The following is a 12375-nucleotide window of genomic DNA, read 5'->3' on the forward strand; positions in this document are numbered from 1 at the left end:
CTCCGATAGAAAAAATCGGAGGCTGCCGCTACTATCCCGTTTATTAACTCGGGTTTGTGCTACTATTTATGGAAACCTGGCGATAGCCAAATCTTTTAAGCTACTCGCTATCCTGCCAAAAACCACAGGCCCAGATAAAATAAACCTGATAGGAATGATATTTCGGTCGGCATACCTTAATTTAGCAGGAACATTAACGAAATTTAATGGATAGCAGGACAACAGCACACGAAGGACCACAAGCCTCGCTTTCCAAAAAAAATAAAATAAAAAATATGCGCGTTGCCGTTATCGATCTTGGAACCAATACTTTCCACCTGCTTATTGCCGAAACGGCAGAAAAAGAGCTGAAAATTTTATATAAAACCAATGTTCCGGTAAAGCTGGGGGAAGGAAGGATTAACGATAACATTATCATTGCTACAGCGTTTGAAAGGGGCATTAATTGCCTTAGAGATTTTAGTAATACCATTGCCAAATACCAGGGCCATAAAATAAGGGCTACCGCAACATCAGCAGTGCGCAGTGCCGAAAACGGGAATGATTTTGTTGACGCGGTAAAAGAACAGACCGGAATAACGATTGAAACGATTAGTGGGGATGCAGAAGCGGCATTAATTTATGAGGGTGTTAAACTGAGTGGTGCGATTACAGATCTTTCGCTGATTATGGATATCGGTGGCGGAAGTGTCGAATTTATACTCTGCGATGCGGAAAAACTAATCTGGAAAAAAAGTTATAACATTGGTGCAGCACGTTTGATGCAACAGTTCTTTAAATCAGACCCCATAAATGACGGCGATAAGAATGCCATTTTATTCCATATCCAAAACCAACTGACCGATCTTTTCGAAATATGCGAAAAGCACCAACCTAAAGTTCTGATCGGCTCGGCCGGGGCGTTCGAAACTTATGCCGAACTAGTCATCAGAAAAAACAACCTCAAAACAGATATCAATAATACTAAAATCTTCGAGTTTAATTTTGATGATTATGTAGAAATAGCAGGCAAATTATTGAATTCTACACACAAAGAAAGGTCGGAAATGCCGGGCATTATCCCATTAAGGGTTGATATGATCGTAATAGCAGCCCTAATTACAAATTATGTTTTGGGCAGGGCTAAAATAAACCAGCTTACACTTTCTACTTACGATTTAAAAATGGGCGTTCTGGCCAGCCTGATATAAAAAATGATCCATCAACAGATGGATCATCGAGAGTTTAGCGTATATTAATTTAGGATTATTTCTTTTTTGGCGCAATCGCAATTTTACCCATAATCATCGGTTCGGCCTTTTTAAGCTGAAGATTGTTTTGTTTTTCTTTAGAAAAATCGAGTGTTAAAAATGCTGAATAACGCATGCTCTCCACTACCAATTGATTCTTACTGGCATCAAACTTATCATCTAAAACAATTTCGTAGCGGCCGTTTTTATCAGTCAGGGTAGCATATTTGGTATCTAAGATGGTTAACCTTATGCCTGCAACTGCTTTGTTATCGGCCCCAATAACATAACCGTATATTTTTTTTGGTACAACCGGTTTTTTATCGTCGGTTTTACTGTGGATAGTTTTGGTAATTTCGGTAGGTGTTTTAAGCTTTTCGGCCTTTGCATCCATCACAAAAACGCTCATCCCGATGGCCAGCACACCAAGGTATTTCATCCAGTTTCTGTTAGTAGTGGGTACAACAGATAAATGATAATTAAGCTGATTTAATTGATTCTGGCTTAAACGGCCACATACTGAAGAACCCGAATTGGCCAGTATCTGGATGATTTCGGCATTGGTATAACCCGAAAAGTCAATTACATTTTTACTACAGGCTTTACAGAAATTAAAGCCTGCTCCTTTTTCCATTTCATCCCAGTTTTGCGTGCAGGGTTCGGCTATAGTAACTTCGTTAATTCTAGTTTTCATTTGTGTGTTTTCTTAGATGATGATAATCTTAAGAAAATTCCACAAAGAGATTTAAATAAATTTTAAGAGTTCGTTATAAAGCTTCTCGGTTGGTAACCCCATTACATTGGTGTATGAACCTTCTATGCGTTCTACCGCAACAATTCCCCACCAATCCTGTACGCCATAACTGCCGGCCTTATCAAAAGGTTTGTAGTTATCGATGTAGAAATCAATTTCATCACCTGTAACCGCTTTACAGTATACTTCGGTCCTATCGTAAAAAGAATGGCTTTTATCTCCTTTAACGATGGTTACACCTGTAAAAACCTCATGCCTGCTACCTGATAGCTTCTTCAACATTTCCTGTGCGTGTGCACGATCGGTCGGTTTACCCAAAATTTCTCCATTTAAAGCTACAATGGTATCCGCGGTAATTACAATTTCGCCATCACCGGTAAAAGCTTTGGCTTTCTGCTCCGAAATATAAACTGCAATTTCGGCCGGACTTAAGCCATCGGGATAACTTTCATCCACATCTTTTAATTCAACTTTAAAATTTAGACCCATAAGGGTTAAAAGTTCCTGCCTGCGCGGCGATTTAGATGCTAAAATGATGGGCGGGAAATTTACAGGCATATTTTATTTTTTTTGCTAAAATAAGAAAAGCGGCATAAAGCCGCTTTTCTTATTTTGATATTTTACCAAGATTAATTGTTTCCACCACCTTGTCTGCGTTTTTCCATTTCGGCACGTTGTTCTTTTTGCCAGGTTTCGTAAGTTTTTTTCTGATCATCTGTTAATACTGCAGTAACTTTTGCATCATTATCAGCACGCATTTTTTGCATTTTCTCTCTCATTGCATCTCTATCGCCACCACCCTGCATTTCTTCACGCATTTTTTTCATGGTTTCTGCCTGCTCGGTAAAAACAGCGGTCAACTTTGTTTTTTGATCATCAGAAAGCTTTAATTTTTCGTCTAACTGTTTTACCCTTTCTTCAGGTTTCATCATCATTCTACCTTGTCCACCACCTTGTTGCGCGTTAGCGAAACCAGCTATTCCTAGCATTAATCCGCAGATCATCATTAATTTTTTCATGTTGTTCTTGTTGTTTTTTGGTTGAAAATTGAAATGGTTTGATCGCGGAAAGCACGTAAAGTTTAATCCCGATATGTAACTTACCTGTTGCAGTTAATCTTTCAGCAGCAGTACGGGCACATGCGATTTAATGGTTAATTTCTGCGATACACTTTCGTGCAGTAAACTTTCGAAAAAGCTGTATTTTTTCGGCAATGCGATAATCAGTTGTGCTTCTTCACTTTTCGCAAATTTTACAATGCCTTTTATCGTATCCGGGTGATCGGAGTAATGGTAGGCCGGAGAAAAATCTTTAAGCATTTCGTGCAGAAAATGCTCCTCTTCCGAATCGATGGTATGACCGGAATTGATATTGAGCACCAAAAGTTCGAGCGCATGTTTGCTCAGGATATTTTTTAAGGCATGCATCGGAATTACTTCTCTAACCTTTTTAAAATCGCAGGCTAGAATCGCTTTCCTGATCGATTGATAATCAGCTTTAGGCGGAACAACCAAAACCGGCACAGGACTGGATTTGGAAATTTTAATGGCATTTGAACCTATATCGCTTTCATCTCTGGCTTTTTTACCGTTGCTACCGATAATAATCAATTCGATTTCCTCCCTGTTTATCCTATCAATGATAGACCTCAATAAAGTTTCGCGTGTTAAATAAACTTCTATTTCAGCCTGAGGGTTGATCTCCAGCATTTTTGTTTTTAGTTTCTCCAGCGCTTCCAATCTTCTGGTAATTTCGTCGGCGATGTGCGAGTCGGTTGTGATCACCATATCAGGCGTTGGGAGAATACTCTCGTATTCGGAAACGTAGTAAGCATTAAGCAGGATAATTTTTGCATTTTCCATCGCGAAACTCAACCTGGCGGCATATTTGGCAGCATGATCTGCTGTTTTGGAAAAATCAACGGGTACAAGGTATGTGCTCATATTATTGAAATTAATATTTTTTACATTGATAAATTAATCAATCGATTGATTAATTTATCAATGTAAATTTCGCATATAATCCGGTTTATTGCAAATTTTGGAAAAGGATATTTATAACGGGAGCGTCATTCTGATGGCTTCCGTTATCTCGACCGAAACGCAGTGCAGTGGAGAGATCTATCTCGAGACAGAGTAATAGTAAGAAGATAGAAGAATAAATGAGTGTTGTAGATCCTTCGACTCCGCTCAGGATGACAATCGCGAGGAAATAGTAATTTTACTAATGAACGAATGTGAAATCAGCGCTTCGCCACAGTTAACCAATTTAAACAGTTAACCGATTAACCCTCTCCAGTAAACCAATGACAAATGAACCAGTAAACCAAAAGTCTATTTCCCTGAATCAGCGGCGTTCGGATTTTCATCATGCCATCTCCCCTGCACTTTCATCACCTTTTCGATAATATCGCGCACCGCCGTTTTTCCTCCGTTGTAAGGAGATATAAAGGTAGAAATGGCCTTTATTTCTTCTACGGCATCGGCCGGACAGGTTGGAAGGCCAACCAATTTCATTACTTTAAGGTCAGGAATATCATCGCCCATGTAAAGGACTTCTCCTGCTGTAATGTTTTTATCCTGAAGATATTGGTTAAAGATGGCTACTTTATCGCCTGTTCCCAAAAAGACATCGGTTACACCAAGGTTAAAAAAACGTTTTCCCATGGCAATGCCATCGCCACCTGATATGATACAGATATTATATCCCCTTTTAACCGCCAATTGCATGGCATAGCCATCTTTAATGTTAAAAGTGCGCAACGATTGACCGTTATCAGTAACCTGAACAGATCCATCGGTAAGTACACCATCTACATCAAAAATGAACGTGGTGATTTCTTTTAACTTCTGTAAGAACATTTCGTTTGGCGCTTAGGCTTTGGCGATGAGCGTTTGGAGTTGACTCAAAACTGAGCACTCCCAACTCAAAACTAATTACTGATTATCTCTCCACTCGTATACCCAGGCAGATTGAATTTGCTCTAAATGGCCTTCACTGCTTTCTTCGCGTGTACCTTTAAAGTTTGGTAAAGATAATACCCACTCTAAAAGCTCGGTAAAGCGGATACGGTATATTTTGGCTTCAGTAAAGTCATCGCCAAATTTCTCATATAAAGACATTGCAATATCTTCATGATCGTTCCAGTAAAATGGTAAGGCAAATTTATCGTTGTTCATGTTTTGTTATCGGTTAATTGTTTGAATTGGTTAATCGGTTAATTGCAAAGATCACACGACTCAGGACTAAAGACTCTAGGCTCCCGACTAATTAGTGCCCCATAAAGCCAGACTGATCCGGAATGGTTACTTCGATATCGCCATTAATTACTACACACTGGCAGCCTAAACGGGAAGTAATTTTCGGACGAACGGCACGATCGATAAAATCTTCTTCCTTATCAGAAATCTCTTCGATATTATCCATGCCCTTAGTTACATACACATGGCAGGTACTGCAACCGCAAACGCCACCACAGTTATGCTGTAATTCGATTCCGTTATCCAGACAAACATCTAAAACAGATTCGCCAGCTGCTATTGGTAATTCAATAGATTCGTGATCTGCTTCTTCAAAATTTATTTTTAGTTTAAAAATGCTCATAATTATTTTGCAAAAGTAACAAGCAAAAGCCGTAATTATGCTATTTCTGCATTAATTTTATGCTATTGCTTAATATTTGATAAATGTTATGCAGTTCGGGCATATCTTTTAACATGCTCAAATGCTTATTTAATGTGCTTTCATCGTCCCGCACCGCTGGCCCTGTCTGCACGTTTTCGGGCAAATTACCCATTACCTTATCGCCTGTTTCGGCTATCAATGGCCTGATGATCCCGAAATCCAAACCGTTCTGATTCAAAATTTTATTGGCCAAAGCATACAGGTGGTTGGGGAAATTACAGGCAAATACTGCAGCAAGGTGCAATACTTTTCTTTTCTCTCCATCCAGTTCATAAACCTGGTTACTCATTTTTGCAGCTAAAACGTTTAAAACAGCCAACTGATCGCTATCATTTGCTTCGATACAAAGCGGAATATTATCGAATGAAACATCCTTGCTTTTCGAAAAGGTTTGCAAAGGATAAAAAACACCGGCTTTTTTTACCTGTGAGCCGACTACATTGATATCTGTTGTACCAGAGGTGTGAACCACCAATCCGCTTACATTTTTTAATGATGCTGCAACTGTTCCAATGGCATCGTCTTTTACAGAAATAATATACAAATCAGCGTGCAGTTCTACGTCTTTTAAATCGTTTATGGCACGGGCCCCAACCAATTGGGCCAATGTATCTGCATTAACCAGGTTCGGGCTGTATACCTGCACCACTTCGTTACCTTTACTTTTTAAAGCTTTGGCTAAGTGTGTGGCAACATTTCCAGAACCTAATAAAACGATTTTCATGATTTTATGCGACTTTGGCCTCTTTTCTTCTTCTAAAAATTGAAAGCAAGAAACCCACAACCATTACAATCGTACCAGCCCAGTATAAATTGATGAAAGGAAATTCAATCGCTTTGAAAACTACCCAATCTTTAGCCTGCTGAGGTTTCTCAAAAATCTGGAGTTCTACTTTTTTCTCATCAGGTAAAACCCTAGAGAAACGGAATTTAAGATCCAATTCGTCTACTTTACGTGCAAAATCGAAAGTATTATTACCTTTTATCAGGAAAATAGGTTCAGTATTGTAAATTTTGCCTGCAGCATTAATTTCCAAAGGTAAACCCACAGCATAATCGCCCTGTGCAAGCGCTAAATCTTTAGCAACAGGTTTTCTGTCCAGATCTTTAACCGTTATAATACCACTGGTGGTATGGATGGTATCTCCTACCGAAACTTTTACAATGCGTGGTGCTTTATAGTTTTCATCATCCGAATGGCCATCGTGGTCATCATGAGATTCTTTTTTAATGGCCGCACTGGTAATGTGGGTGTACACATCGTAAGTTAAGTAGTGCTTGGTATCAGGAGAGGCAATAAGTCCCATTTTCTCGTTGTCCTGTACGTGCGGATGCAAGTTGAAATCTTCCTTCACCTTACCTTCTTCATCCAAAACTTTAAAGTTAAGGGTATAAATGGTATTAGGCGCTTTTGTGGTATCGCTAACATAAGTTACCGTATACTTGCCCATTTTTTTAGGCTCGTTTTTGTATAACATGATGTTTTCGCCCGGTTTCTCCGTTTTTTCAAAATCCTTTACCGGAATAAAATTATTCGCATTAATGGATAAAGGTTTGTTGGTAGCTGCAGAAATTAAAGCGCCTAAAATTAAAAAGGCAAAACCGATATGCGCAATAGCTGATCCGGCCAGTTTGGCTTTTCCACCAAAAGCCTGATATAATATGGCTGCATTGGAAAGTACTGCAAATAAACAACTAAAAGTAATCAGGATGTACATGGTATTGGTATAAATATCGGCTACATATACCAACGCAGCTGTTAACACCGCTGAAAAAATGATTGCTGAAACCAAACTGCTATAAAATTTCCGCGGATCTGTTCTTTTATATTTTAAATATTGTGAGAATCCTGAAATCAGGGTAATTAACACAGCAAACGGGGCCTGCCATTGGTTGTAATATTTAACGGCATCAATCGGCGGGGTAAATTTGGTTCCGAAAGCTTTATTAAATACCGGTACCGAAGTAGAGAAAATTACCTGGATACAGGCAATGGTTACCACCAAAGCACCAATAAACATCCAGAATTCGCGCGAGTAGGTTTCTTCATCCTTGGTCGTAATCGGCAGTTCTTTCCATCTTACCACAATAAGGGCAACAGCCAAAACCGCAAATACCACATTATACAAAACCAAATGCCCGAACATACCCATATCAGTGAACGAGTGTACCGAAGTATCGCCCAAAATACCGCTCCGGGTTAAGAAAGATGCATAAAGCACCAATAAGAAACTTAAAAACACCAGGGCAATTGCGGTAAAATAAGCATGACCGGTATTTTTATAAGCAATCATTACGTGTACGGCACCGATTAAGGTTAACCACGGAATTAATGATGCATTTTCAACCGGATCCCATGCCCAGAAACCGCCAAAGTTTAGCGCTTCATATGCCCAGAACGAACCCATGATAATACCTGTTCCTAAAACCATTACCGCAAAAAGCGTCCATGGCATAGCAGGTTTAATCCATTCTTTATATCTTTTTTGCCACAAGGCAGCAATTCCATAAGCAAAAGGCACCACCATACTCGCAAAGCCCAAAAATAGCGTTGGCGGGTGTATTACCATCCAATAGTTCTGTAATAATGGATTTAATCCCCTACCATCGGTTATAAATTTGAGGTAATCTTTAAAATTCTCCGGATTTGCAAAAACCACCGGAGCCATTGCTTTTAAATCAACAGCATCTCTTAACAGAATAAACGGAGAACTTCCGATACGTTCGCCGAAAATTGAAATCCCCAATAACATGGAAGTTAAAAAAACCTGCGAAAAGGCTACAACCGTCATTACGGGACTTTCCCATGTTCTGGCTTTCCAGATCAGTAAAGCGCCCAAAAACGACTGCCAAAAAGCCCATAACCAAAAACTACCTTCCTGACCTTCCCAAAAAGCCGAAATGATATAATAAACAGGTAATGACTTTGAAGAGTGGAAATAAACGTAACTGTATTCGTTATAGTGATTTAAAACGAGGTAGAATAAAATTGATCCGATGCCGATAATGCTGGCAAAGTTGACAAGGAATCCAATCCGCCCCAGGTTTCTCCAGGATTTTTCTTCTAAATTTTTATCGCGACTGGCAAAAAAATACGATATGGTTGATAGTAATGATGCACTAAATGCCAGAACAATAAAAAACTGTCCGATTTTACCTGGCAACAGGGTTTCGCCTACAAATTGAATATCCATTAAATAAATTAGTTATATTTTTTCCCGCCGTCCTTACTTACTTCTTCTACTTTGCCATCCTTGTTAACCTCTACCAGGTTATCGTTATATTTAGAAGGGCATTTCATTAAAATCTTAGATGCGTAGAATTTATCCTGGTCCATCTTACCGATAAGCACCAGTTTTTCTGATTTTTCAAAATCCTGTGGCTTTGTACCTGCGTAAATTACTTCCCGCACTTCACCTTTTTCATCCTTCATGTGGAACGAAAAATGGTTGGCATCTTTTACAGCATCATAATAAGTACCCATTGATTTTACCCAATACCCCATTACATGCTCTTCTTTCCCCGAAAGCGTAGCCTGTTTGAAATTAGAATAGGTGTCGGTATTTGCATTTAAGCTAAATAAAATCCCTACGGAAATAGCAATGGTAATTAGTCCAATGATTGCACTTTTTTTCATGTTTGTGTATATTGTAAAAGCCGGCAACAAAGATAGAAAAATAGGCTTAGCAAGCATTCTTTTACATTTTTCTTGTCTTTATATTGACAATTACCTGATTTTTGGGGCACAGTATTTGGAAGAATGACAAAATTTACCAAGCATTATTATGAATATCTTAAATGGCTCAAAATTCCGGGCTGAAATTATTAAGTTTGGCCGATCAGATCTCCATTCCATTTTTTACATTTTTGTAAAACGATTAACCTTATCAACATGAACCTGAAACAACTTTATAAACTGCTATTATTTATTGTACTGATCCCCATTTTAAGCTCCTGTTTTGAAGTAGTTGAAGAAATTTCGATGAAAAACGATGGAACCGGCGATGTGGTATTAACCATTAACCTCAGCCAGAGTAAAACCAAGGTGGCATCGGTAATGCTATTGGATAGTGTACAAGGATATAAAGTACCCAGTAAACAGAAAATACAGGAGGAACTGAACGAAGCGGTAGCCTATCTTAAAAAATCAGAAGGCATATCGAACGTAAAAAGCAGCAGCGATTTTAACAATTACATCGCTACCATCAGCTTTTCGTTTAAAGATGTTTCGAATATCAATAACATCACCAAAAACATTCTTGCCCAACATAAAATTAAGGCAACAAATACCTCTTCCTATATATATAACAGGGCTACCAAAACTTTTAACCGGAAATATCAGGCCATTGGAACCGCAAAAACCGAATTCAATAAATTAAAGGCAAAAGATAAAGCTGTTTTTAACGGTGCAACCTACACCAGCATTTACCGTTTCGAATCCCTTGTAACAAGTAGCACCAATCCGGCATCAAATGTGTCAAAATCCAAAAAAGCTGTGATGTTAAAAAGTAGCATCATTGATTTGATCAATGGAAAAATTAACGTATCGAATACTATACAACTATCTAAATAAGATCATCACTACCAGAAAAAATCTCCCTCAATGAAAAAAATTCTAATTGCCATCTCTCTTTTTTTATCGTTTAACCTGGCGCAGGCACAGGATTTAGTTAAAAAGATTCCTTCAAATGCCTTCACGGTGGCTACCATCAAAGGCGACAATGTTTTTAAGCTCATGTTCGTTAAAGATTTTAATGAATCTTTTGTTGGGAAGAAACTATTAACAGAAACCTCCAAATCATTAGATAAGAACTTCACCAGTATCGAAGATTTTGGCATCAACCTGGAGAAAAATATGTATTATTTCAACCAGCTAAGCGACAGTATTACCTACAACTGCTTTTTGATCCCGATTAAGGATGCGAAAAAATTCGAAAGCCTGATTGAAAACAAAGAGAAAAAGTTTACCCAACAGGGCGATACGCGTACCATGGTGCTGCCTGATAGTACCAGCATTATCAAATGGAACAACAATATGCTCTATTTTGTAACAGGAAGCATCAGAGGATCATTTTTTGCCGATTCGGCAAAATCAGCCCGTTATGGCATAAAAGATATCAGATTCCAAAGTGAAGATGCACTGGCAGCAGATGGCGTTACATTATTAGCAGATTCTACAGTTGCGGTTACAGCTGAGCCTATGGTTGAGGAAGCTGCTGCCCCGGCTATTGCAAAAGCGAAAGTCCAGAAAAAACCGACAGTAAAAAAGAATACCAAAAAAGCGGTTGCAACGAAAAAAAGCCGTAAAAAGAAAACAGCTAAAAAAGCAAAAAATCAGGAGTATGAGATTATTTACCCCGAAGCTGCAAGCGATAGTACCGGAATGACACCTGTTCGTGGTCTTGTTGATGAACAATACGATGCGTATCAACAGGAACGGGCAGAGCAGGATTTAAAGAAAAAAAGACTGGCTTTTACCTGGATGAAAGCACAGGCGGATCAGATTTTCAACGGTACCTACGAATCAATAGAGAACAATAAATCTTACACGGCAAGTTTGGATAACAAAGCCATTGCCGAGCTTTGGGTTTCGAGCTTACAAGATGTTTACAACTCCGTTGCACCCGAATTTGGCACTTATGGCAAAGCAGGACTTATGAAAGGTTATGGAAGCTTAAATGCCAAACTTTTTATGGATAACAAAAGTTTCCGTATTTCTACTGGTTTGGAACTGGCCCAGGATCAGGCCGATTCTTATAAAAAAATCATGAACAGAAAGTTGAATAAAAACTTCCTGAAATATGTTAACAGCGAGAAAGCACTTGGTTTTATGAGTTATTCGATAGATACCAAAGCTTATCTGGAAGAATTCCCTAAGTTTTTAAAACAAACCTACGGATCTTTTATGGGCGCCAGAATGGACGAGGAAATTGAACTTGGTTCTGATCTGTTTTCACTTTTATTGGATGAGGAAGCAGTGAGCAAGGTAATTAAAGGTGATGCCTTATTCGTAATTAATGGATTAAAAAGCAAGGAAGTTACCTACACAACTTACGAATACGACGACGATTACAAGCAGAAGGAGGTAACAAAAACCAAAAATGAAACCCTGCCCGATTTCCTTTTAATGTTTTCTTCTGATGATCACCGCTTGATCAACAAACTGATTAAATACGGTATCCATAAAAACATGGTAACGGTTGAGAATAACATTTATAAAATACAGGAGAAGAAAAGTCCGATCGATATTTATTTCATGATCAAAGATGGAATTGTATTTTTTGGAAATTCGCTCAGTGAAATGCAAAGCATTAACAGCAATCAGCAAAATAACAAAATCAGCAAATTACATAAAGACCTGTTGAGCAAAAACAACTTCAGCTTTTTATTCAATGCCAAAAACCTTGTGGGCAAAGTTCCGGATTCGGAAATCGGTGGTGTAGAAACAGCCAAAAAGTTTAACAGCACCTTAGAAAAAATGGGCAATGTGTACATGAAATCGAACCCGATAAAAGGCAGATTGGTTTCAGCTGACATTAGTGCAGAAATTCCTAACGGACATGAAAATGCACTGAAATACCTGTTTTCGTTAATTGAGAATGCAGCGAAATAGTTCGGAGTTGGGAGTTTTTAGTTTGGAGAACCTAACCAATTAAATGTTGTAAAGTTTAAAGGTTGGAATGTTGCAATGACCAAAAATCAATTTTC

At 38.5% G+C, this 12375-nt stretch carries 13 protein-coding genes; 3 read left to right on the forward strand and 10 right to left on the reverse strand.

Features of this window, described 5'->3' with window-relative positions:
• The first annotated feature begins 206 nt into the window (after positions 1 to 206).
• Positions 207 to 1190 (forward strand): exopolyphosphatase, encoded by a 984-nt coding sequence (locus tag B2V92_RS23755; protein WP_293312792.1) that lies wholly within the window; start codon positions 207 to 209, stop codon positions 1188 to 1190.
• A gap of 55 nt (positions 1191 to 1245) precedes the next feature.
• Here the strand turns inward: B2V92_RS23755 and B2V92_RS23760 are convergent, their stop codons facing one another.
• The 10 genes from B2V92_RS23760 to B2V92_RS23805 form a co-directional block, all read right to left on the reverse strand.
• Complete coding sequence (locus tag B2V92_RS23760; protein WP_293312794.1) at positions 1246 to 1923, reverse strand: carboxypeptidase-like regulatory domain-containing protein; 678 nt, start codon at positions 1921 to 1923, stop codon at positions 1246 to 1248.
• 51 nt (positions 1924 to 1974) lie between these two features.
• Positions 1975 to 2541: a Maf family protein gene (locus tag B2V92_RS23765; protein WP_293312796.1), complete on the reverse strand. Its 567-nt coding sequence runs from the start codon at positions 2539 to 2541 to the stop codon at positions 1975 to 1977.
• Between the two features lie 71 nt (positions 2542 to 2612).
• The gene (locus tag B2V92_RS23770) at positions 2613 to 3002 is read right to left on the reverse strand and encodes a Spy/CpxP family protein refolding chaperone (protein ID WP_113948385.1); all 390 of its coding nucleotides are present in this window, start codon (positions 3000 to 3002) and stop codon (positions 2613 to 2615) included.
• A gap of 93 nt (positions 3003 to 3095) precedes the next feature.
• Entirely contained in the window at positions 3096 to 3926 is an 831-nt protein-coding gene (locus tag B2V92_RS23775; protein ID WP_293312799.1) for a universal stress protein, read from the reverse strand.
• Positions 3927 to 4316: 390 nt separating this feature from the next.
• Positions 4317 to 4844 (reverse strand): KdsC family phosphatase, encoded by a 528-nt coding sequence (locus tag B2V92_RS23780; protein WP_293312801.1) that lies wholly within the window; start codon positions 4842 to 4844, stop codon positions 4317 to 4319.
• Between the two features lie 75 nt (positions 4845 to 4919).
• Positions 4920 to 5162 (reverse strand): Fe-S cluster assembly protein IscX, encoded by a 243-nt coding sequence (gene iscX / locus B2V92_RS23785; protein ID WP_293312803.1) that lies wholly within the window; start codon positions 5160 to 5162, stop codon positions 4920 to 4922.
• A gap of 91 nt (positions 5163 to 5253) precedes the next feature.
• Entirely contained in the window at positions 5254 to 5586 is a 333-nt protein-coding gene (locus B2V92_RS23790; RefSeq protein WP_025143142.1) for a 2Fe-2S iron-sulfur cluster-binding protein, read from the reverse strand.
• Between the two features lie 40 nt (positions 5587 to 5626).
• A complete protein-coding gene (locus tag B2V92_RS23795) occupies positions 5627 to 6391 on the reverse strand; it encodes a Rossmann-like and DUF2520 domain-containing protein (protein WP_293312807.1) in 765 nt (254 codons plus the stop codon).
• 4 nt (positions 6392 to 6395) lie between these two features.
• Positions 6396 to 8861: a heme lyase CcmF/NrfE family subunit gene (locus tag B2V92_RS23800; RefSeq protein ID WP_293312809.1), complete on the reverse strand. Its 2466-nt coding sequence runs from the start codon at positions 8859 to 8861 to the stop codon at positions 6396 to 6398.
• 8 nt (positions 8862 to 8869) lie between these two features.
• A complete protein-coding gene (locus B2V92_RS23805; RefSeq protein ID WP_293312810.1) occupies positions 8870 to 9304 on the reverse strand; it encodes a cytochrome c maturation protein CcmE in 435 nt (144 codons plus the stop codon).
• Between the two features lie 255 nt (positions 9305 to 9559).
• On the opposite strand from B2V92_RS23805, the gene B2V92_RS23810 reads away from it, so the two are divergent.
• Positions 9560 to 10240: a hypothetical protein gene (locus B2V92_RS23810; RefSeq protein WP_293312812.1), complete on the forward strand. Its 681-nt coding sequence runs from the start codon at positions 9560 to 9562 to the stop codon at positions 10238 to 10240.
• 30 nt (positions 10241 to 10270) lie between these two features.
• Complete coding sequence (locus tag B2V92_RS23815; RefSeq protein ID WP_293312814.1) at positions 10271 to 12280, forward strand: hypothetical protein; 2010 nt, start codon at positions 10271 to 10273, stop codon at positions 12278 to 12280.
• The last annotated feature ends 95 nt before the right edge of the window (positions 12281 to 12375 follow it).

Source organism: Pedobacter sp. UBA5917 (assembly GCF_002432345.1).
GTDB lineage: Bacteria > Bacteroidota > Bacteroidia > Sphingobacteriales > Sphingobacteriaceae > Pedobacter.